At 41.3% G+C, this 21,364-nt stretch carries 17 protein-coding genes and 1 tRNA gene; 7 read left to right on the forward strand and 11 right to left on the reverse strand.

Annotated features, from left to right (window positions below; all coding sequences use genetic code 11):
• Positions 1–152: 152 nt before the first annotated feature.
• The 4 genes from AHMF7616_RS08390 to AHMF7616_RS08410 all read right to left on the reverse strand — a co-directional run bounded on the left by AHMF7616_RS08390 (position 153) and on the right by AHMF7616_RS08410 (position 5,600).
• Positions 153–551 (reverse strand): phage holin family protein, encoded by a 399-nt coding sequence (locus AHMF7616_RS08390; RefSeq protein ID WP_115372479.1) that lies wholly within the window; start codon positions 549–551, stop codon positions 153–155.
• A gap of 109 nt (positions 552–660) precedes the next feature.
• Positions 661–1,302, reverse strand: coding sequence for a response regulator (locus tag AHMF7616_RS08395; RefSeq protein ID WP_115372480.1), 642 nt, complete (start codon positions 1,300–1,302; stop codon positions 661–663).
• Positions 1,303–1,525: 223 nt separating this feature from the next.
• Positions 1,526–1,759 (reverse strand): hypothetical protein, encoded by a 234-nt coding sequence (locus AHMF7616_RS08405; protein WP_115372482.1) that lies wholly within the window; start codon positions 1,757–1,759, stop codon positions 1,526–1,528.
• 415 nt (positions 1,760–2,174) lie between these two features.
• The gene (locus tag AHMF7616_RS08410; protein WP_115375511.1) at positions 2,175–5,600 is read right to left on the reverse strand and encodes a PVC-type heme-binding CxxCH protein; all 3,426 of its coding nucleotides are present in this window, start codon (positions 5,598–5,600) and stop codon (positions 2,175–2,177) included.
• A 464-nt stretch (positions 5,601–6,064) separates the two neighbouring features.
• On the opposite strand from AHMF7616_RS08410, the gene AHMF7616_RS08415 reads away from it, so the two are divergent.
• On the forward strand, positions 6,065–6,931 hold the full coding sequence (locus AHMF7616_RS08415) for a sugar phosphate isomerase/epimerase family protein (RefSeq protein ID WP_115372483.1): 867 nt from the start codon (positions 6,065–6,067) through the stop codon (positions 6,929–6,931).
• A gap of 372 nt (positions 6,932–7,303) precedes the next feature.
• Here AHMF7616_RS08415 and AHMF7616_RS08420 read toward each other — a convergent pair whose 3' ends face one another.
• The 3 genes from AHMF7616_RS08420 to AHMF7616_RS08435 all read right to left on the reverse strand — a co-directional run bounded on the left by AHMF7616_RS08420 (position 7,304) and on the right by AHMF7616_RS08435 (position 10,054).
• Positions 7,304–7,744 carry a hypothetical protein gene (locus AHMF7616_RS08420; protein ID WP_115372484.1) on the reverse strand — a complete coding sequence of 147 codons (441 nt, stop codon included), beginning with the start codon at positions 7,742–7,744 and terminating at the stop codon, positions 7,304–7,306.
• A 962-nt stretch (positions 7,745–8,706) separates the two neighbouring features.
• A complete protein-coding gene (locus tag AHMF7616_RS08430) occupies positions 8,707–8,922 on the reverse strand; it encodes a hypothetical protein (RefSeq protein ID WP_115372486.1) in 216 nt (71 codons plus the stop codon).
• A gap of 232 nt (positions 8,923–9,154) precedes the next feature.
• The gene (locus AHMF7616_RS08435) at positions 9,155–10,054 is read right to left on the reverse strand and encodes an SDR family oxidoreductase (protein WP_115372487.1); all 900 of its coding nucleotides are present in this window, start codon (positions 10,052–10,054) and stop codon (positions 9,155–9,157) included.
• A 549-nt stretch (positions 10,055–10,603) separates the two neighbouring features.
• Here AHMF7616_RS08435 and AHMF7616_RS08440 point away from each other — a divergent pair.
• Together AHMF7616_RS08440 and AHMF7616_RS08445 are read left to right on the forward strand one after the other, a co-directional pair.
• On the forward strand, positions 10,604–12,103 hold the full coding sequence (locus AHMF7616_RS08440) for an acyl-CoA dehydrogenase family protein (protein ID WP_115372488.1): 1,500 nt from the start codon (positions 10,604–10,606) through the stop codon (positions 12,101–12,103).
• 504 nt (positions 12,104–12,607) lie between these two features.
• The gene (locus AHMF7616_RS08445; RefSeq protein WP_115372489.1) at positions 12,608–12,829 is read left to right on the forward strand and encodes a hypothetical protein; all 222 of its coding nucleotides are present in this window, start codon (positions 12,608–12,610) and stop codon (positions 12,827–12,829) included.
• A gap of 276 nt (positions 12,830–13,105) precedes the next feature.
• On the opposite strand, the gene AHMF7616_RS08450 is transcribed toward AHMF7616_RS08445, so the two are convergent.
• The 3 genes from AHMF7616_RS08450 to AHMF7616_RS08460 all read right to left on the reverse strand — a co-directional run bounded on the left by AHMF7616_RS08450 (position 13,106) and on the right by AHMF7616_RS08460 (position 16,297).
• A tRNA-Thr gene (locus tag AHMF7616_RS08450) sits at positions 13,106–13,178 on the reverse strand.
• Positions 13,179–13,306: 128 nt separating this feature from the next.
• Positions 13,307–15,712 carry a DUF349 domain-containing protein gene (locus AHMF7616_RS08455; protein WP_115372490.1) on the reverse strand — a complete coding sequence of 802 codons (2,406 nt, stop codon included), beginning with the start codon at positions 15,710–15,712 and terminating at the stop codon, positions 13,307–13,309.
• Between the two features lie 33 nt (positions 15,713–15,745).
• Positions 15,746–16,297 (reverse strand): YqgE/AlgH family protein, encoded by a 552-nt coding sequence (locus tag AHMF7616_RS08460; protein ID WP_199474159.1) that lies wholly within the window; start codon positions 16,295–16,297, stop codon positions 15,746–15,748.
• Positions 16,298–16,577: 280 nt separating this feature from the next.
• Here AHMF7616_RS08460 and pdxH point away from each other — a divergent pair, with 280 nt between their 5' ends.
• The 4 genes from pdxH to AHMF7616_RS08480 all read left to right on the forward strand — a co-directional run bounded on the left by pdxH (position 16,578) and on the right by AHMF7616_RS08480 (position 20,157).
• Positions 16,578–17,234, forward strand: a complete 657-nt coding sequence (gene pdxH, locus AHMF7616_RS08465; RefSeq protein WP_115372492.1) for a pyridoxamine 5'-phosphate oxidase — start codon at positions 16,578–16,580, stop codon at positions 17,232–17,234.
• A gap of 40 nt (positions 17,235–17,274) precedes the next feature.
• On the forward strand, positions 17,275–18,573 hold the full coding sequence (locus tag AHMF7616_RS08470; RefSeq protein ID WP_115372493.1) for a DUF1015 domain-containing protein: 1,299 nt from the start codon (positions 17,275–17,277) through the stop codon (positions 18,571–18,573).
• Complete coding sequence (locus AHMF7616_RS08475) at positions 18,539–19,108, forward strand: Maf family nucleotide pyrophosphatase (RefSeq protein ID WP_115372494.1); 570 nt, start codon at positions 18,539–18,541, stop codon at positions 19,106–19,108. Before AHMF7616_RS08470 ends, AHMF7616_RS08475 begins: the two co-directional genes overlap by 35 nt.
• 77 nt (positions 19,109–19,185) lie before the next feature.
• On the forward strand, positions 19,186–20,157 hold the full coding sequence (locus tag AHMF7616_RS08480) for an aldo/keto reductase (RefSeq protein ID WP_115372495.1): 972 nt from the start codon (positions 19,186–19,188) through the stop codon (positions 20,155–20,157).
• Positions 20,158–20,363: 206 nt separating this feature from the next.
• Here the strand turns inward: AHMF7616_RS08480 and arsM are convergent, their stop codons facing one another.
• Positions 20,364–21,335, reverse strand: a complete 972-nt coding sequence (arsM, locus tag AHMF7616_RS08485) for an arsenosugar biosynthesis arsenite methyltransferase ArsM (RefSeq protein ID WP_115372496.1) — start codon at positions 21,333–21,335, stop codon at positions 20,364–20,366.
• Positions 21,336–21,364 lie beyond the last annotated feature (29 nt).

Consider the following 21,364-nt stretch of genomic DNA (forward strand, 5'->3'; position numbering starts at 1 on the left):
TGAAAGTAAAATGAACCAACCTAATCTTTTATATTTTATTTTTTTGCTTCGATGTATTCTTAAACGGAATATCCGGAGCAAATAAGTAATAATTAAAAAGCCTGTTCCGGGCTAACCAGAACAGGCTTTTATGAAAGCAAAGAAGTTAAAATTTAAAAATTTTGAGCTACCGCGCGGTTCACGGAGTTATGAAAAGCCGTATTATAGTGTTCTTCGGCCTCGTTGCGGTTTAAAAGCGTTCCGGCAATCGCTAAAGCTATCGCTATTACTAAAGCTGGCCAAAATCCCCGAATTTCAAAATTGCTGACAAATTTATCTACCAGCTTAATGATAATGGCAGTTACCACTAGACGAATTACAAAACTTAACAAGAAAAAAGTGACTAAATTAAGCGGTAGTCGCAAAATAAAACCAACGGTTGCGTTTAAAATACCAACCAGAAAAGCAACCCAAAGGGCTGTTCCAAAGCTTTTAATTTTTACTTGCGGCAATATGTAAGCCATTAGCATTAACACACCGGCACTTATTAAAAGGTTAATTATAAAGTTCATAGTTATAAGGTTGAGTGAATGATAAAATATAATTGAAAGCTTCTACGCAAACTATGGATTTTTGGCTAGGCTATAACTTTAAATTGCGCTCATGATAAATTTTTTAAATTTATTCTACTAAACCTCTTTTAATCGCTTCTTTTACCAAAGCGGCCGTATTTTTAGCATCTAATTTTTGCGTGAGATTATACCGGTGCGTTTCTACGGTTCGTAAACTTAAAAAAAGCCGGTCGGCTATTTCCTGATTACTAAACTCTTCGGCAATTAATTTCAGTATTTCTTTTTCGCGTTTGGTTAAAGGTACTTCGTACAACGACCGGCGTTGACCCGTGAGGCTTTCCTCAATTAATAATTTTTGCATCGAACTGTCAACAAATTCCCGATCCAGGATAACGGTATTAATCGCTTTTAGTAAAGTATTTAAATCGGCATTTTTAAGTACGTAGCCCGATGCCCCATTGCGCAGGATTTGTTTTACCAGGTGAGTATCATCAAAACTACTGAAAGCAATAATTTTAACTTCGCGATGTTGTTTATGGATTAATTTACATAAATCAATACCACTGATTTCAGGCATTTGAATATCCATTAAAATAACATCAACGGGTTGCTTTTGCAAATACTGCAATAACTCCTGATGTTGCGTGGTCGTGAAAATAATGGTTACGTCCGGGTGGTTGGCAAACATGGCCGTTAAACCGTTAATTACCACTTGGTGGTCATCAATAATAGCTACATGTAAAGGATACATAGGTTATAATTCTAATCCGCTGGTTTCAAATTCCAGGTAAGCGCTTACGCCACTACCTGTTTGGGTTTCTAGTTCTAGTAAGTTATGCTTTTCTGGTAATCTTCGATATTATCATACATAATACCCAAATTAAGATAAGTGCGGGAAAGCTCTGGCAAATACTTATTATTTTCTAATATTTTGATAGCCGACATAAACTGACTAATGCAACTATCCGATTTTCCTAAGTAACCATACACATTGCCCATGCTCGTCTGGCATTATGTACATAACCTAAAAGATATAAGGCTGCTCCTGTTCCATTGGGGTAATGTAAGTGATTGCTTAATTTTACAATTTTAAGTAAAAGCAGTAGCGCTTGTTTGGCATTGCAATCCGTTAATTTATCAGCATACTTAATCAATTGGTTTACTTTGGCAGTATCGTTTTTAGCCGTCAGCAACGTTTGCAAAGCCATAGAGGCACGGATGCTAAAATGGTTAAAACTAAGTAAGCTAATAAATAGAAATACCTTGAAATACATTGGGTATGCACTTGAAAGAGCAAGTAATGATCATAACAATATAATTTAAATATTTAAAATTTAAAATTTAAATCCATTCAGGTTTCTATCTATTTATCAAATATTTATATTCTTACCAGAATATAATTTACATAACTCTGATCATCAAGTTTTTAAAAATAAAAAATGATTATTACGTATATTAATTTTTTAACTATTGATTCTAGATTTATACACTTACATTTCATAAACAAAACAGTCATAAATAATTGGAATCATAAAAAAAGGTTAGGAAGCTCTCTGTAGCTCCTAACCTTTTTTTATGAAAATTTAAAAATCAAAACCCGGATTTTTAAATTTTAAACAGCTTTTATTCTGGTTCTTTTAGGGTAGCCAAAAAGCTAACTACATCTCGAATTTCTCTTTTCGTTAATAAGTAGCGCATTTCCGGCATGCTGGAGGGTGAATTGGTGCGCTTGGCAATTTGCTCTTTGCGGATCACTACTTCTGGTTGATCGCCCACTTTTACAGTTAAATCGTTATTAGTTTCGCCCAGAAGTACTCCACTCACGCTCCTGCCATTTTTTAAAGTAACTGCTACAGTTCCGTAACCAGGAGCTAAACGCGCACTCGGATTTACCAAAGCTTCCAGAAGCTGTTCCCTGGAAAGTCGGCTGGCCACTCCGTTTAAACGCGGACCAGCCTCGCCGCCTAAATCGTCGTAAGAATGGCAGCGGATACACTGAGCTGTCTGGTGCCGGAAGAAAATTTGCCGGCCTTGTTGCGGTTCTCCACCTGTTAAACTACCCTTAAAAGAAGCCGTAAGTGCGTCAGGGGATAATTTATTGGTTATGGATTTATGCCGGGCTAATAACTGCGGCGACCGGGTACTATCAATGGCTTCTTCCAATTCCAGTTGTATCTCTGGCGCTAACTTACCGCTTTCCATCGTAGTGAGTAATTGGTCAAAAATTTTCTGAGTACTTTTTACGGGTAGTTTGCCCAGCGTTACCAAGGCCGCTTGTTTTTCTTCGGTGGTACGGGTATGGATTACATCCGAGAGCGATTTTACCATTAAATCCTGCGGCATGTTAGTTTTGCCCAGCAGATCTAAAGCAGTTACCCGAACGGTTTTCTCCTGGTCCGATAAGGCTTGCTCAATGGCTTTGCTAATTTGCTTATCTCCCATACTCGCTAAAGCACGTAGCGCTTCTATCCGCACAATGGCATCTTTATCTTCTTTTAGGCGGGCAAACAACGGAGCAGATCCTTGCTCTATTTTTAATTTGCTGATGGCTTTAACAGCGCTCATGCGGATGGGTAGTTCTGGATGGCTGAGCAATTTAATGTACATATCACCCGCTTTACTTTTTACAGCCATGGGATCTCTTTGCGCGCTGCCCCGTAAACGCCCATCTACCCGGTCTAAAACCGAGGGCTTCGCCCAAGTGCTGAGCGCATCCAGCGCTTCGGCCCGCATGGCAATGGGATTGCCATCTTTCTGCGCATACGTAATTAAATTTTGCATCGCCTCGGGAGTACCCACGCGCAGGTTAGCGTTAATGGCCCGACGAATTAACGGTTCGTTAGTAAAGCGGGTGCTAGCTAACAAATTACCCAACGCGGGTAAAGCTTCGGTGATGGAAAGATCATCGTTGATGGCTCGTGCGGTTTCAGTTACTACAAATTCATCCTGATCATTCAGGAAACTGGCAATTCCCGGATGGTTCATGCGCCGTAAAGCCACCACGGCAGCAATGCGCAAACCGCGGTTGGGTGATTTGGCTAAAGCAATTACTGGTTCGGGCTGACCGATGCGGGCTAAAGCTAAGCTACCCGCATGGCGTAGATAAGCATCTTCATCGTTATTAACTTCCAACATCTTAATAATAGGCTGGACAGCCGGTTGAAACGCAATTCTACCTAATGCTTCGGCAGCAAAGAACCGGGCGCGGCTATTATTGTCCTGCAGAACCGGCAATAGGGCTTTACCTGCTTCGGCATATTTTACATCACCCAGCCATTTAGCGGCTTGGGCCCGAATTTCAGGATCTTTGTCTTTTAATAAACTAAGCAATGATTGCGCGTATTTTTTGTCCTGTCGGGCTAATTGACTCATTCCCCAAATCGCATGCACCCGGGCCAGTTGATGGCTGGTTTGTTTCAGGTTTTTTTGAAAAATTGCGGCTCCTTTTGCTCCCCGGTTAGCTAATTCAAATTGGGCTTTTTGGCGGACGCGCATGTCGGCATTTTTTAATAAATCACTCAGCTCATTATCGGATTTGGCAGTAAAGTTAGCGCCTAATAAGGTTTTAGTCAGTTGGCGTTCCGGAGAATTAGTCTGGCTTTTGTCGTCTAGTTTCCAGATGCGGCCGTTGTTTTTAGTGCCCCAACCGTTAATCCAATCGGCTACGTACATGGCGCCGTCCGGGCCAAAGTCAATACCAGTGCCTAACACATTACCAACAATTTTTTTAGTTTCGCCAAGCTCAAAACTAGCACCTTTGGGTTTTAAGGTAAACGCATGAATTCCCGAGCGGGCCGCACTACCCGTAAACTCACCCACAAAAAAATGGTTTTTATATTTAGGGCTAAGAGCCGTACCCGGGTTATACAACATACCCGCCGGGCCACTCACGTAATTGGCAATGGTGGGTGTAATGTAAGCCGCCTGGCCCTCGAAGCGCGGCTTAAACATATTCTCGTCCATCCAAACTTTGTAGGTGTTATTATCAGGGTCGCGGTATTTGCCGTATTGCCAATTGCTGCGCCAGCCAATATCGGCGCCGTTTACGATATACACTAATCGTTCTTTTTCGCCGGGATGATCGCCGTCATTGTCGTGGCTAATTAAGTTACCGTATTCATCGAACACAAATTCGTGCGTGTTGCGGTTACCGGAAGCAAAAACTTCAAAATCGGAGCCGTCGGGGTTGCAGCGTACTACTACGCCGCTGTTGGGATATTCCCATTTTTTACCATCCGGACCTTTGCCGTTAAACCCAATGTCGCCAATTTGCCAGTATATTTTTCCATCCGGGCCTACTTCTAATCCCGATAAGCCGTGTCCACTAAAGCCGATGTGGACGCCAAATCCAGTCATTAGGGATTTTTTCTCATCCATTAATCCATCGCCGTCTTTGTCTTTTAAACGCCACATGTCGGGAGCAACGGTAACGTATAGTTCATCGTTATGCGCCAGCACTCCGTGGGCCACATCCGTCACTTCGTCGTTAAAATCCTCCACTACCATCTGCTGAAAGTCGGCCACGCCATCGCCATCGGTATCTTCTACCCGGTATACGCGTTCTTTTTGAACAGCTAAATCGCGCCAATCATGCGAGCCATCTTGGTTTATATCTGTTAACCAATTATTCTGAGTACTAAGGTTAGGAGCTAAAGTTTTGCGCAAAAAGGCGCGCCGGTCTTCCACGCTTTGCATACTTATAGAGGGAATTTCCCAATCCTGGTGGCCGCGAATATCAAACTCCGAACTTTTCTGGCGGTTGGTACGAGTATAAAACAGACGGCCTTTATCGTCAATGTCTATGGCAATAGGGTCGGCAATCAGCGAATCAATGCCCCATACCCGCATACTCAGTCCGGCATCTAAAATAGGGTTTTCGCTGGCTTCAATGGCTTTCGCCCGCGCCGCGGCTTCTGCCGGAACCAATCTGGTAATTTTTTTTCCGGTGGGATCGTCTTTCGTAAAGCCTGCTACAAATAAAACTGGAACTAAGGCAGATGCCCAAAAGAATTTATAATTTCTAGTAAAAGCGTCTAAAAATTTTTTCATGATTTTAAAAAATTGCTTTTGCTTTAAAAAACGCAAAATTTATTTGTTACTGGAGGAGTTAAAAAAGATTTGCTATCTTCCCTCATTTTTGCAACCTGAAAGTACTAAGGCTTGTAGTAGAAACCAAGTTTTAAACCTCTGGTTTAGATTTTTTAAATTTTACGCTTTGTAAGAAGAAAGTACACCAACTTTATGCAGAGTTGGTTTTTACTTATTTAAACTTGTAAACATAAGTTTGAGCTACAACCGCAGATAAATGCACGCTTCAGTTTCATGCACAATGATATTTAAATTTCTTGCTGCCAACTCAAACGACGGTTCTGCTTCTGAATATTTTTTTGCATTGCCCAATGCGGTGAAAGTTCTTGTTTAATGCGGAAATACCAGATTTTACAGTAATTTGCGGGAATAGTATGGCAAGTTATTCTTGTTTGAAACAATACAAACTCAATAAAATTTAAAAAATGCGAAATACCGTACCGTTTTTATGTAGCATCCTCTTTTTTTTACTTAGTATAACAAGTCAGGCGCAAAAAATTCCGCAACTTGGGTTAGTAGAATCGCTGGATCGGGACAGTTTAGTATACGCTTCCGGCTTTCGTTTGATGGGTGAAACGGTAGGCAAAATGCTGGCTCCCACTTTAACCGAAGAACAATTTAAAGCTAACTTACAACAAATAAAAAAAGCTAAGTCTAAGTTATATTTATGTAATGTTCTTTTTCCGGGCAGTTTAAAAATCGCCGGTCCGGAAGTAGATCATAAAAAAGTACTCGATTACCTTGATCAGGTTTTTGCCCGGGCCAAAAAGGCCAATGTTCCGGTGATAGTGCTGGGCAGTGGTGGTTCCCGGAGACTACCCGATGGTTATGATCAAGTAAAGGCTACTGCTGATTTTATTCAGTTGTGTAAACAAATGGCCTTAGTGGCAAAAAAATACGGCATTACCATTGCGATTGAAAGCCTGAATAGTACCGAAACTAACTTTCTGACAACCGTGCAGGAAGCGGCTGCAGTGGTACGGCAAGTAAATCATCCGAACTTCCGGCTAAACGCGGATATTTACCACATGATGAAAGAAAATGAACCGCCGCAGCATATTATTGATGCGGGTAAACTGATCACCCACGTGGAAATAGCAGAAAAAGAAAAAAGAACCATGCCCGGAGTAGTAGGCGAAGACTTCCGCCCTTACTTTCGGGCTTTAAAAACCATTCAATACAAAGGCCCTATTGTGATAGAAGCCCGAATTAATGATGCAACAAAAGAGATTCCGGCAGCTTATCAATATTTAACTAAACAGTTGCAAGAAGTATACGGTGAAAGCAAATAAGCAAATAGCGTAATTAACTAAGTTTTAATCTATAACGGAGTGTAGTTTTTAACTACACTTTTTTTATTATAAGCCTAGCTAACGAGAACTGGAGGTAAACTAAAAAGTATTAATTATACCACAATTTTAATTTTGCCAATATCCAGTATCTAAGCTTAGTTTTAACTAAGTTTAATGTAGCTTATTAGAAGTTTAATGCTCCCGATATTAATCTTTAGTAGTTACATGTGTAACCTGCGAGTAATTGCTGCAGTCTAATAAAATAAACTTAGTAGAAAAGCAAAAAATTAAAAAAGCATGACACTCTCTATCCCATTAGCCTAAAGAGTAACTTTTTGAAAAGTATCATTAAAGATAGTTGCATTTTTATGATTACTCCAGCACCCAGGATTGAGCAGAATCTAAGTCTAAGAAGAATTCCAAGCTAAACAGTTTTTTAAGAGGAGAAGCAGGGTTGTAGTTTTCGGCTGTTGGGTTCTCCGTTATGGGATTCCGATCGGTCATCATTAAAGTTTCGGGTTGCATGACTATTGCCATTTTGCGAAGCTTACCTCCTTTAAGTAAAGGACGCATTTTTGCGTACATCCAATGCTGATCAGCCATGTGCAGGTAAGATAATAAACGCGAATCAGTTATCCAGTGCCTGATTTTATGATCTATGGCCAACAGAATAGCTTGCCGGTATCCCCGCCGGTAATGTTCACTGGTTGGTTGCTGGCGCCAGGTAAGTTTTAAAAAAGACAAGCTGGTATTAACTTCAATTTGAAGTATCTCATCTTCAAAAACGAGGTGTGTGGTGGAGGTATGAATCATCCGGTTAATTCTTAGTTATCACTACATTTAACTAGTTTGCAGTAAGATAATTAAGAGGATTCTAACTAATACAATAATATTTTATTATTTAAATATTATCTCGGAATACTCCTGTATATGAGCGAATTACACAGAAAGATTGGAATCTAACAGAACAGAAGCTAACCTGTTTAATTTTTAATTTTTTTCTCCTTTTTGTATTTGATACCATGTTTGCCGGGCATTAGTTTCCGGCCGTTCCGTTCCGCGCTGTTGTTCAATGCTATTAAGGTAATTATCACAAAAACAACTATCACCGTGATAAAGACCCACATCGTAGTTTTATGGATCTTTAAACTAGGTCTTTTTGTTGCCATCTAATTGTTTAAAAATTTAAAATTTTTTAAATAAAACAGTTCTGCTTTAATGTTGCAGGTAAAAGTAGTAACCTGTAGGCCATTGTACGAAGTTTCAGAATTATAGATGGCACTTTGTTTACATACAAAACTATACATTCCCTTTAAAAATCCAAGAGGATTACAATCACTGGAGTTAGCAATTTACTACTGGCAGTTAGATTTTGGCAAGTATAACTTATAAGAATGCTGAACTTTGTAGGTTCAGCCAAATAAAACCTGGCCGGCTAAAAATAAAAGCAAGCAGATTGTAAACCAAAAAAGGTATATACGGAGGATAAATGCTAAAAGGATAGGTAAAAAATTACAAAAAAGTGAAATTACCAGATAAACAGGTAAATGAAAGAGTAAGCATTGCTGCTGGAAACGATTAAACGCAACCGAATAGTGGACAAGTTAAAGGAAAATTAAAATTATTTTTCCGGCATTATGGGTATTTAAGTAGTTGTTCGTTAGTAGTTGTTGGTTGTTCGATTCATAAGACTCTACTAATCAATGTTTTATTATAAGTTATGCACTTAATTAATTTTGTCCAAGTACTTACCTACTAAACAAGCTAATAGGATGTCAATAAAACTTTAACAAGTTTTGGTTTTTGAATCCCTTTACAAAATACACTTGATTGTCCCAGGAACGGTGGTAAACTTCCGCGTAAAAGTTTTCTATGTGATACAAGCATACTTTACTACCCTGGTAATTTCTATCGGCCAGGTAAGTTCCTTGTTCTTGTAACCAAGCAGTACATTCATCAGGAGTAGCTTTATTAAAATCGGAAAGATTCATGATAGCGGAAATTTGGATTAGACTATAATATATACTATAGTAAATATTATGCCAATTTCAGCTTTCCAGCAATCGTGTAAAAGTCCTATTTTGGTTAAGAATTAATGAGTTTGCAATGATAAATCTTAATTTTTTAAAAATTTATATTTAATTAAGATTTACTTTGAAAAAATTACCCAAATAAGCGATGTAAACTTATTTGGGTAATTTTTTTTATCAGTATAAAACGCAACTAGATGGTGGGGTAACCGCCTGTAACTTGTACCGTGGAGCAGGTCATATAACTGGAGTCCTGGGAAGCTAATAACACGTATATAGGTGCCAGTTCGGCCGGTTGTCCCGCCCGCTTTATAGGTACACTTTCTCCAAAAGATTTAACATGGTCTTCCGACATGGTACTGGGAATTAAAGGCGTCCAGATGGGGCCGGGTGCTACGCAATTAACCCGAATGCCTTTATCAGCCCATAATTGGCCTAAACTGGCGGTAAAATTCTGAATAGCCGCTTTGGTAGCGGAATAAGGAATTAATTTCGGCGGAGCTTTATAAGCGTTCACCGAAGTAGTGTTAACTACCGTACTACCGGGTTTTAAGTGTGGCTCCGCTGCTTTGCACAGGTAAAACATGGCATGGATATTTACCCGAAAGGTACGATCCCATTCTTCCGTCGAGATTTCCTGCAGCGATTCTCTTTCCATTTGAAAGGCCGCATTATTTACCAATATGTCTAAACCGCCCAGTTCACTTACGGCTTGGCTGATAATATTCTTACAATGTTCTTCATTGCTGATATCTCCAGGTACTAAAACTGCTTTTTGGCCGACTTCTTCTACGTATTTGGCAGTTTCTTGCGCATCTTCGTCTTCGTTTAAGTAAGAGATTAGCACATCGGCACCTTCCCGGGCAAAGGCAATGGCTACTGCCCTACCAATACCAGAATCTCCCCCGGTAATAATAGCCTTGCGGCCGGTAAGTTTACCCGACCCTTTGTATGTTTCTTCGCCGTGATCTGGCTTTAGTTGCATTTCTGCTTCTGTACCCGGTATAGATTGAGGTGGTTCTGGGGTAGGTGGCTGCGGGTATTGTTCCTGCGGGTTTTGCATGCTGGCTGCATTTCCTTCTGCCTCTTTCATAGTAGTTGTTTTTTAAATAGATGATTGATTGATTTAGGATTTTCTTAAAATTTTAGAATGCTAGTAACGGGGTAACCCCGGTTAAGTTGTGGGAATAACCATATTTTAATTTTAAGCAGCAAAATAAGATATTAATACTGAGTACCTTAATAGTATATAAACGGATTTCTGATCTCGATATGGTTCGCTGAAGCACAGCCCTACGCCTTTACATTAATCCAACTTCTAAAAGTCAGGTACCCTATCCCTCCTCTATTGGTAAAAATTTAAAAAATAAACCACTAAATATTTAAAGCCCAAAAACTACACGCCAAGTTGCATTTTGCCAGAAGCACGGTGGTCAGTAGTAAAAGGATTGATTCAGCTACATTCCAAGGTAAACATTTATTTAAAGGAGGCGGTAATTGAGTAAAACCATTTCATTGCACTAGTAGAAAACTATTGCTTTGTTTGTTGGTTAAAGATTATTTACAAATAGTAATACAAAATAATTGATCGCTAAAAACTATAATTATAATTTACATCCCGAAAATATCTGAACCAATTACTATGCAACTTGCGCCAACCCCCTACGCCGATTTTTTAAAAAATTTCGAAGAAACCTTAGCAAACTTGTTTCATTCGGAAGTAAACATTGATCAGCTGAGTTTAGAAAGAGGCTTACCTCCCGAAGTTTGGCGCAAAATCATGGCACCAACGCCTTTGGCCGTGGCTATACCGGCGCCATTCGGGGGCCGGGGTAGTTTGGTAAAAGAATGCTTAGGCATTTTAGCCGCTGCTTCTTACGAATCGCTTTCTCTTTCATTAGTTTTTGGCATTAACATCGCGCTATTTTTAGAACCAGTGGCCAAGTATGCTTACGAGGAAGTAAAACCAGAAATTTTTGGCCGCTTTCTGCAAAATCAAAACATGGGCGGGCTCATGATTACCGAACCGAACTACGGCAGCGATGCCTTAAATATGAAAACCATTAACTCGGCGGTGGAGAATGGTTATAATATCAAGGGTACCAAACATTGGCAAGGCTTAACAGGCATGGCCGATTATTGGTTAATTGCTTGCCGCCACGAAACTGCTAACAGCGAATTAAGCCGCGATATTGATTTTTTTATTTGTGATGTTACCCAAGATAAGCAGCAGATAGTAGTAGAAGAACTATTCGATAATCTAGGGCTTTATATGATCCCGTACGGCTTAAATAAATTAGATATTGAAGTGCCCCGGAATTATAAATTAAAGCCTGAGTCTACGGGTATTAAAATGATGCTGGATATCTTACACCGGAGCCGGATGCAATTTCCGGGTATGGGCATGGGTTTTATTCATCGGCTACTCGACGAGGCTATTGCGCATTGCACAAACCGCGTAGTAGGAACTGCCCCATTATTAGCTCTGGACCAGGTGCAATACTCCATAAACCGGATCCAAACGGCATACACTGTATCTTCGGCTATGTGCGCGCGCAGCAGTAAAATTAGTGGCATTGAACATAACCTAGCCGCCGAAGGCTTAGAAGCCAATACCATGAAAGCCGTAGTTACGGATTACATGCAGGAATCCGCCCAAATTCTGGTGCAGCTTTCGGGGGCTAATGGCTACCGAATCAGCCATATCGGCGGTCGGGGTATTGTGGATAGCCGGCCATTCCAAATTTTTGAAGGCTCCAATGAAATGCTTTATTCCCAAATAGCTGAGCTGATACTCCGCCAAATGAAAAAGCAAAAGCAAATGCAGTTATTTGATTTTTTGAAAAATTTTGAGCTGACTGCTCAATCAAGTTTATTCTTTAAATCAGAAATTAATTTCACTTTAGATGATATTTTACCTCAGCGTAAACTGGTAGACTTAGGCAAAATACTGGGCCGTATTATTGCCACCGGTTATGTATTAGAATTGGCAAACAAAGGATTTCGCCAAGATTTAGTGGATAATTGCATTGTTTCCGTTAGACAGGAAATAGCGGCCCTGGTGGCGGCGTTTAAAGCCAATAACGACATTAAAGTAATTACGGATTATGCGGCAGATAGCGCCTGGTTGCAATTTGTGTAAGTTGGCAAGCTTAAGATGCCTTTAAGAGACGAACTGCAAGCCTACTTGAACCATGTTTATCCAGGCTCCAACATTGAAACGGAGCGTTCTCTTTTTAATTCTGCTCATTTAAGGTTTGAATTAGGAGCAAATCAATAAAACGGATCAAAGATATAACTTACATGATAACATAAAAGGTTTTTACGCTTATCCGACCGACTAAAATTTAAAAAAATCGATCATCCTGTTAACAAGTAAACGTAAGCATATTAAAAAATTTGAAAATTTTTGTTACCTATCCCGAATTAATCTATATAAAATTTCAAGAAAGCTAGGGTCGTTTTCTTCTTCGGGGACTTCCTCCTTTGCGGATATTTCGCATGATGATAAAGTAAATACCCGCAGCAATAAAGGCATAAGCTATATAATCGTACCATTCCATAACATACAAACTACATCTATTAATTATTTTTTCATTGATTTTCTCGTACTATCAAGAAATATAAAAGGTTTAATTAAATATTTATGTATACAACAACCATTATAATTAATAATCCTGATTCTTATGTAAAAAGCCCGCAGTTACTGAAAGAAGATGTATTAACAAAGCTCTGTACGGAAGCAGAAGTTAAAAGTGGTTCCAGACCAGATAAGAGCGACATAAATATTATCAGTGGTTTCCCCGAGCTAATAGATGGAGAATTACTTCCCTTTCAGGTAGAATGGGAAATTGTTGCTAAAGAGTAAAAAAACTGCTTAGCATTAGTATATGCCATTCCAATTAGTTTATTTAATTCTATATTCGTCGGTTAGATTCCTAGAGTAAAAATACGTTTCCAGATAGCGGTTAAAACCGCAAAATAACTCCATGCCATTGAAAGGCATTATGGCCAGGAAAAGATACGTTAAACAAATACATCTTAAACTTATATATCGGATTAAGTTGAAATAAAAGAAAGCTGTTAATGTAAATAAAAAAAGCCACTTACAAGTTTTATCTTATAAGTGGCTTTTATTTTAGGGAGCCCCCTGTCGGAATCGAACCAACGACCTACTGATTACAAGTCAGTTGCTCTACCAGCTGAGCTAAGGAGGCTTTATAAAACGAGTGCTTCGTATTTGTAAGCGGATACAAAATTAGTAAACCTGTTTAATAATCCAAATACCCGTTTCTCGTATTCCGCCATTTTTTATTAAATCTCTGATTATCAAAAAGAATATTTATTAAGAACGGATAGCTTTCAGCTGTTTTTTTAAAATATTCATGCGGTTATTGGCTTCTTCTATCCGTTGCTGGTATTCTTCGCGTAATCTTTCGGCGTTTTTAGAGCGGGCAAAGAACTCGATGTTGGTGCGTAAGGTACTAATATCGTTCTCCAGGTTACTAATTTCCTTTCGAATGTTTTGTTCTTTCTGGTAGATCTTATGATTTGCATCCGGATGCTGCCGCAAACGATCGAGCTGTAACTGAAAAACCAGTTCGTTCTTTTTCTCATAAGTAATATCCGGCACGGTATCTAAATACTTTTGCAGTAAATCAAAGAAACGTTCCTCCAGTTTTGCATTGGACCGTTGATCCTTATCATCAAAATTACGCCATTCGCTTAGCAACGTATTAAACTCTTCCAGGGAACCAATGGTAGTTGCGGAGTGGGTCAAGCGGCTCGCTAATTTATCGTAAAAAGCCATTTTTTCGGTAGCAGCCCGCTCCTGCTCAGCCTCCTTCTGGGTTTGTTGATTTTGTTTGCGGTCGAAAAACTCGTTGCAGGCTGCCCGGAAACGATTCCAGATTTTGTCGGAGTATTTGTCGGGTACCCGGCCAATGGTTTTCCATTTTTTTTGTAATTGAATCAGCCGTTCTTTGGTTTCTTCCCAATCGGTGCTGTCCTTCAGGGCTTCGGCTTGTTCGCAGAGCTCGGTTTTATGCCGCAGATTCTGCATTTTTTGCTCATCTAGCTGCTTAAAAAACGCATTTTTGTGTTGGTAAAAAGCTTTATAACTGCTCCAGAAACGTTTATTTACTTCGTCAGCATTTTCTTTGGGCACCAAACCAATAGCATCCCACTGTTCTTTAATTTTTTGAATTTCGTCTGTTTTATCGCGCCAATCGTTAATGCGATCGGAGTTAAATGATTGGAAAGGCGAAATAATTTCCAGTACATTTAACTTTCGTTGCAAATTTTCCTGTTCCTGCGACTTCCGGACATTTAGGTATTCTTTTTTACGCTCGTGAATTTTTTCAGAAGCCTGGATAAAACGTTCCCAAATAGCATCGCGCGACTCATTCGGCACTGGTCCTACGTTTTTCCATTCTTCGTGCAAATGGCGCAGCTCCTGCAATGAAGCATTTATAGATGGATTTTGCAGTAAACTTTCCGCTCGTTCAACCAGTTGAATTTTTTGCTGCAAATTTTTCTTACGGTCGAGTTCTTTTAATTCAAAGAAAATGCTGCGGTTGTTGTAAAATTTATCTAACAGAGCATGGTACGAATTCCACAACTGCTGAGTATCGGAGGTTGGTACGGCGCCAATTGCTTTCCATTCGCTTTGAATGGCTTTTAACTTATCAGCGCTATTTTTAGTTTCGGCGGCTTCCACCAAGGCCCGTAGTTGTTCGAGCAGTTCGTTTTTCCGCTTCAGGTTTTTTTCTTTCTGCTCTTCTTCCTTCTTCAGCTCGCGGGTACGGTTATCCCGAAATTGTTGAAACCCTTTTTCAATTTCAATATTTTCCGGACTATTATGAAATTCAAAATCTTCGGAATCGCCTCCTCCTGCAATGAATGCTTCTAAAGCATCGTGTTTTTCGGCCGCGAGCCGCAGTTCGTACTGCCGGTACAATTCAAAAATCTGCCGGGCATTCTTTCGCGGATCCGAAGTTTTGTAAGCCTTTAAAATTTGCTTCTTCAGTTCCGGAGCTGCTAAAGTGCTGTAATCTATCTCAGGAATATAATCATCCGCTGCGGCATCATCGTGCTGTTCCAGAGTGGTTGGTTCACTGGTGGCTGCTTCCGGATTGGCGGGAATAGCGGGTTTGTTAACCGGCTCGGTCTGATCCGGGATGATACCAGCAGTACTCATTTCGGGAGCTGCCGGACTATTGCCTTCCGGATTATTTATCGTGTCGGGTTGAGCCGGTGTGGTTGGCGTACCTGCTGCATAATCGGGCTCCGTTGCATCCGAAATAGTTTCGGACATAGGCTCATCCGGGGCAATATCTTGGTTACTGGTTAAATCGCCTTCAAACCCCGAAACTTCATCGGCCTGATTTACCACGCTACTTTCAATAGGCGGCAAATCAGTTGTTACCGTGCCTTGCGGCAATTCGGCGGGAACAGGTGTTTCTGAAGCAGGTACTTGGGGTGTTGCCGGTACCAGAGTCTCTGCCGTATTCTCGGAAGAAGAATCCGTAGTGGAAGCAGTAGAACCAGCGGAAAGTTCGTCCTGGGGCACCACCAGCGCATCGGCTAAACCCGGATTCGGATTGCTTCCCATGGCTTGCGTTCCTTCTGCGTTCCGGGCATTTATTTCGGCCAATCTTTTTTCCAACACTTTCTGCAGCTGATTTTCATCGGAGCGGGTGTTAGCAGAATTCTCGTTATCGGACGGACTATTTTTTTCGTTATCTAACATGATGCATTTGCTTATTTACAAAGCCGGGTTGTATTAATTTAAACTTGGGTCGATGGGATAATTCGATAAAATCTTGTATTTACCTCCCATTTGTTTGAGTATATCGCGCCAGAGCGAATCTACATTTAAGTGAAATAAGTTATCGGTAACGGTATTGTTTACAATCCAAACATTATTTTTTATTTCGTCTTCCAATTGCGCGGCCGACCAGCCGGAATACCCCAGAAAAAAGCGGATATCATCCTGATCAATTTTGCCGGAATTTAGCAAATCTTTTAGCTGCTCAAAGTCGCCTCCCCAAAATACATTAGGCCCCAGCACAATAGACTCGTCCAGAATTGCTAACTGATGAATGTAATGCAAAGTATTGTGCTCCATAGGGCCACCTAGGTGCAATTCCATATCAAAGTTTATGTCTCCCAATTCCGGAACATCACTTAATTTTAAATTAGCTTTTCGGTTTAAGACCAAGCCAAACGAACCTTCGTTGTCGTGTTTACAAACTAATACAACAGTACGTTCAAAATTCGGATCCCCCAGAAAAGGCTCAGAGATGAGAATACTGCCGCTTTTAACTTTCGCCATAAGAATAATATGCTTCGTAATAAATTAAACAAAAGGTTATAAATACCAGTTTGCTTTACGTTATTCCGGGGTTAATAGTAGTAGTATTTTAAAAAATAATCTACTTTATAAATTTTATTTCTGAGATTTGAAAAGTTCTCTCTTTATTCCGGTAAATAATAAAAGTATTTACGGAAAGAATCGAGATTTTAGCAAGCAAATTACAAAATTATAACGGCATATACGACATACCGCCTAAAATTTAGTATTTAGGTAATGGCAAATATTATTTTTTAATTATATGAGTACTAGCTTAAATCTGGCGGACATCCGGAAAAATTATGCGCGCCAGGAATTACACGAAAGTTTGGTTTCGCCGGACCCCTTACAGCAATTTAATACCTGGTTGCAGGAAGCCATTCAGGCCAACCTCCCGGAGCCTACCGCTATGGTGCTGGCCACCGCCGACCCGGAAGGAGTTCCGTCGGCCAGGGTGGTACTATTAAAGGGGGTAACGGATCAAGGATTTATGTTTTTTACCAATTATTTAAGCCATAAAGGCCAGGACATGGCCCGGAACCCGGCGGTGGCGCTTACGTTTTTCTGGCCCGAACTGGAGCGGCAAATCCGGGTAGAAGGTTTGGTTACCAAGGCGAGCTCCCTTGAGTCAGATCAGTATTTTGGCAGTCGCCCTCTGGGCAGCCAGATTGGGGCCTGGGCTTCGCCCCAAAGCAAACCCGTAACCAACCGCGAACAACTGGAAGCGGCAAATCAGGAATACGAACGTAAGTTCGCTGGTTTAGCCAATATACCCCGACCCGAACATTGGGGCGGGTATTTGGTGCAGCCTGATTTAATAGAATTCTGGCAAGGAAGACCCAACCGGCTACACGACCGGATTGTGTATTCCAAAAACGACAATAGTGCCGATTGGCAAATTGGCCGGTTGGCTCCATAACTACGCAGTTTTTAAAATTTTACTATATAAGCATTTTACTTTGGCCGAAATTATTCCTTTACGTGGCTGGCGTTATAACCAGGAGCTAAGCAAAAATATTCAGGATTTAACTTCTCCTTTGTTTGATGTAGTATCCATTAAACAGCGCGAAGCCTTATACCAAAATCCGTACAACAGCATCCATTTATCTGTACCCCCAGGAGAAAACCCCGCCCAAGAAGCGGCCATACGTTTACAAACCTGGAAAACCGAAGGAATATTAAAACAGGATTACTTACCCGGTATTTACGTGTATTATCAATATTTCCGGCTTCCGGGTTCGGAGCAGGAATATTGCCGCAAAGGTTTTATGTGCCACATCTGGACTTACGATTGGGCCGATAAGGTTTTGCTGCGCCACGAAAATACCATACCAGCCTCGGTAAACGACCGCACAGAATTACTGGCCGCTACCCACATGCAGGTAAGCCCCACCCACGGTTTGTATACCGATCCAAATTTTATTCTGGAAAAATACATGGACGAAAGCATTCAGGCGCCCTTGCACGAATCGGAAGATTACCAGGGAGTGCGCGATGTTGTAGCCGTGATTCAGGATGTAGCCGTTGTCCGCGAATTCATGAAAGTTTTGCAGCCTAAACAAATATTGCTCGCCGATGGCCACCACCGGTACGAAGGCTCCTTGCAATTCCGGAAAAGACAGACGGCCGCTAACCCGTACCATACCGGTAAAGAAGCGTACAATTATCATTTTATTTACCTGACTAATACCGAAGCCCACGACTTACGGATATTGCCTACGCATCGGCTTTTACTGCGTTTGCCGCTGACGAATGCGGAATTTTTAAAAAAAATAGAAACTTACTTCACTATAACGGCCTTAACTGATCCGTATGATTTAAACGAAATTATTGTGGGTAAAAAATGGGCTTTTGGTTTGTATTTGCGCGGCGTACCTTATAAAATTCGTTTAAAGCCCGAGGTGCACCACCAAATGGCCTGGGAAATTCCGGATGAGGTAAAAGACCTGGATTTAACGGTGCTGCACTACTTTGTGCTGGAAAAAATATTAGGGATAAGCCAGGAAGCGCAACGGAACTCCGACCAGATTCAATATATTCGCAGCTTTGCCGAGTGCCTGGCCCGGGTAGATCACCAAGAAGCAGAGGTGGCTTTTATTACCAATGGCGTATCCATGGAGCAGGTGAAAACGGTTTGCTACAGCGGTGCCCTTATGCCCCAAAAATCTACATTTTTTTATCCAAAAGTAATTTCGGGATTGGTTTTTAGTTCGATAAAGCAAAATGAATTTTACCTCGAAAATATTACTTGCTTCTAATTCGCCACGTCGGCACGAACTGCTAACCATGATGGGACTTCCCTTTACAGTCCGGGTGAAAGAAGTACCGGAAGATTTTCCGGATCATCTGAAAAAAGCAGCCGTAGCGGAATACCTGGCCGGTAAAAAAGCGGCGGCGTACCTGGATGAATTGCAAGCCGAAGAATTGCTGATCACGGCCGATACCATTGTTTGTCTGGATGATCAGGTGTTGAACAAACCCGTTGATTTTGCCGAAGCCCAAGCCATGCTGCAAGCTCTTTCGGGCCGAATGCACGAAGTTTATACGGGCGTTTGCTTACTTTCGCGGAGTAAAAAAGTAGTTTTTCATGATGTTACCCGGGTGTTTTTTAAAAATTTAACGAACCAGGAAATAACCGGGTACATTCATAAATACAAACCGTACGATAAAGCCGGCGCCTACGGGGCGCAGGATTGGATCGGGATGGTGGCCATTCAAAGATTAGAAGGCTCTTTCTACAATGTAATGGGTTTACCCGTACACCGGTTATATACGGCTTTGCAAGATTTTTAAATTTTTAAAGGTCAAGCCAATTAAACCAACAAACAAAATATATTTTAAACCTAAAACCTATAAATAAGCATATAACTATGGAATACAGACGATTTGGCCGCACGGGCTGGCAAGTAAGTGAAATTGGTTACGGCATGTGGGGATTGGCCGGCTGGACCGGTTCCGATGATGAGGAATCAAATAAATCGCTGGACTTGTCCGTGGAGCGCGGTTGCAATTTTTTTGATACCGCCTGGGGATACGGCGCAGGTCGCAGCGAACAAATATTGGGTGAATTACAAAAACGGCATGCCGGTAAAAAACTGTACTTGGCTACTAAAATTCCGCCTAAAAACTTTCAATGGCCTTCGAATCGGGCTTCTAAATTAGAAGATTGTTTTCCCTATGATCACATTGTGGAATACACCGAAAAAAGTTTAAAAAACCTAAACGTGGAAACGATTGATCTGCAGCAGTTTCACGTGTGGGAAGATGCCTGGGCGCAAGATGAGCAATGGCAGCGGGCAGTAGAAGATTTAAAAAAAGCCGGCAAAATCCAGGCCATGGGAGTTAGCGTGAATCGCTGGGAGCCCAACAATGTATTGGATACATTGCATACCGGTTTAATCGAAGCGGTGCAAGTAATCTACAATATATTCGACCAGGCTCCGGAGGACCAGCTATTTCCGCTCTGCGAAAAACTAGATGTGGGTATTATTGCGCGGGTTCCGTTCGACGAAGGTACATTAACGGGCACTTTCACCAAAGAAACCACCTTCCCTGCCGATGATTGGCGGAGTACGTACTTTGTTCCGGAAAACTTAATTTCCAGCGTTGACCACGCCGATGCTTTAAAGCCTCTGCTCCCTGCCGGTATGACTTTGCCCGAAATGGCTTTGCGTTTTATTTTAAGTAACCCGCAGGTAGGAACCGTTATACCGGGCATGCGCAAAGTAAACCACGCCGAAGCTAACCTAAAAGCCAGCGATGGACAAGGTTTGCCGCCTGAATTACTCCAAGCCTTAAAACGACACCGCTGGGACCGCGAACCGACCGAATGGTCGCAGTAGTGGAAGGTTAAAAGGTTAGAAAGTTGAAAGGTTAGAAGGTTAAAAGGTTATTTAATAAGAAAGTAGAAAAGGTAGAAGGTCAAAAGGATGAAATATGGAATTAATGGGATGGTTTAAAACTCCTTAATATCTCAACCTTTCAACTTTACAACTTTTAAACCTTCCAACCTTATAACTTTCAAACTTTTCAACCTTTCAACTAAAAATTAGCAGCAACCACCGCCATCGTAAAAGTAAGTGGAACCGGATATGTAAATGTCTTTTCGATCAAGATTGGCCAGGGCAGCGGCGGTTTTATCGCATACGGCTAATGGTTGATTCGCATATAACAGATGGCCTTTCTGATCATCAAAATAAGATTCAGAGCCAAAGTAAATGGCTGTTTTTCCGGTGAAGATGCAAGGGCCGTCATGGGGCATGGGGTCTTTAATAGCGCATACTTCTACACTTTCGATGTAAATTAATTCGGGAGTAGCGTAATGTTCCGGCGCCAGTATGCGGTAAGGTCGTTTTGCGCGAACTTCTACCGTTCCAAATCCCACACTGGTTATTACGTCTAAATATTGCTGCAACGGTAAAGCGCCGCTTAAACACAATGCCCGCAATTTTTCGTCTTGTTGCAGGCTGGCGGGCATGGTGGTTTCGCAAACCGGGTCGGAAAGAACCAGGCGACCATGGGGCTTTAATACTCGGTACGTTTCCTGTAGAGCTTGCTTTAAATCATCGGCTTTAAAAATATTGAATAAGCAATTCTGGGCAGCTACGTCTATGGAATTGGCGGCAACCGGTAAATGCAGCGCATCGCCTTTAACCAGCTCCACAAAATCTGATTGAAACCAGGAGTTGCTCTGCTCCGCCTCCAGCATGTTCTCCCGACTAGCCTGAAGCATTTCATCAACGACATCCACCCCCAAAACGCCCGCGGGTTGCCGGCTGAAATAAGCGAATTGCAGTAATTCCATACCTCCGCCTACCCCAACGTACAAAACTTTGGGATTATTAATTAAATCGCGGGGATGTACTGTACTTCCACAACCATAATTCATCTCCAGCATTCGCTTCGGAATCTGCAAGCCGGGTAATTGCCAAACCGGCGACGTGGTACAGCACAATCCTACTTCCGGGGTTAAGGCAGCTTGCCGGTAAACGTCTCGGGTAATATCTAAATAGGTATCCATGGTTGATCTAAAGAAAAAATTTAAAAAAA

Source organism: Adhaeribacter pallidiroseus, from assembly GCF_003340495.1.
GTDB classification, from domain to species: domain Bacteria; phylum Bacteroidota; class Bacteroidia; order Cytophagales; family Hymenobacteraceae; genus Adhaeribacter; species Adhaeribacter pallidiroseus.

What these genes read in the sequence shown, in the direction of transcription:
- AHMF7616_RS08435 (WP_115372487.1), bottom strand. Translation starts at nt 10,054, where the DNA reads ATGAAAGAGGCAGAAGGAAATGCAGCCAGCATGCAAAACCCGCAGGAA.
- AHMF7616_RS08430 (WP_115372486.1), bottom strand. Translation starts at nt 8,922, where the DNA reads ATGAATCTTTCCGATTTTAATAAAGCTACTCCTGATGAATGTACTGCT.
- AHMF7616_RS08410 (WP_115375511.1), bottom strand. Translation starts at nt 5,600, where the DNA reads ATGAAAAAATTTTTAGACGCTTTTACTAGAAATTATAAATTCTTTTGG.
- AHMF7616_RS08390 (WP_115372479.1), bottom strand. Translation starts at nt 551, where the DNA reads ATGAACTTTATAATTAACCTTTTAATAAGTGCCGGTGTGTTAATGCTA.
- AHMF7616_RS08415 (WP_115372483.1), top strand. Translation starts at nt 6,065, where the DNA reads ATGCGAAATACCGTACCGTTTTTATGTAGCATCCTCTTTTTTTTACTT.
- AHMF7616_RS08445 (WP_115372489.1), top strand. Translation starts at nt 12,608, where the DNA reads ATGTATACAACAACCATTATAATTAATAATCCTGATTCTTATGTAAAA.
- pdxH (WP_115372492.1), top strand. Translation starts at nt 16,578, where the DNA reads ATGAGTACTAGCTTAAATCTGGCGGACATCCGGAAAAATTATGCGCGC.
- AHMF7616_RS08395 (WP_115372480.1), bottom strand. Translation starts at nt 1,302, where the DNA reads ATGTATCCTTTACATGTAGCTATTATTGATGACCACCAAGTGGTAATT.
- AHMF7616_RS08420 (WP_115372484.1), bottom strand. Translation starts at nt 7,744, where the DNA reads ATGATTCATACCTCCACCACACACCTCGTTTTTGAAGATGAGATACTT.
- AHMF7616_RS08460 (WP_199474159.1), bottom strand. Translation starts at nt 16,297, where the DNA reads ATGGCGAAAGTTAAAAGCGGCAGTATTCTCATCTCTGAGCCTTTTCTG.
- AHMF7616_RS08405 (WP_115372482.1), bottom strand. Translation starts at nt 1,759, where the DNA reads ATGGCTTTGCAAACGTTGCTGACGGCTAAAAACGATACTGCCAAAGTA.
- arsM (WP_115372496.1), bottom strand. Translation starts at nt 21,335, where the DNA reads ATGGATACCTATTTAGATATTACCCGAGACGTTTACCGGCAAGCTGCC.
- AHMF7616_RS08480 (WP_115372495.1), top strand. Translation starts at nt 19,186, where the DNA reads ATGGAATACAGACGATTTGGCCGCACGGGCTGGCAAGTAAGTGAAATT.
- AHMF7616_RS08455 (WP_115372490.1), bottom strand. Translation starts at nt 15,712, where the DNA reads ATGTTAGATAACGAAAAAAATAGTCCGTCCGATAACGAGAATTCTGCT.
- AHMF7616_RS08475 (WP_115372494.1), top strand. Translation starts at nt 18,539, where the DNA reads ATGAATTTTACCTCGAAAATATTACTTGCTTCTAATTCGCCACGTCGG.
- AHMF7616_RS08440 (WP_115372488.1), top strand. Translation starts at nt 10,604, where the DNA reads ATGCAACTTGCGCCAACCCCCTACGCCGATTTTTTAAAAAATTTCGAA.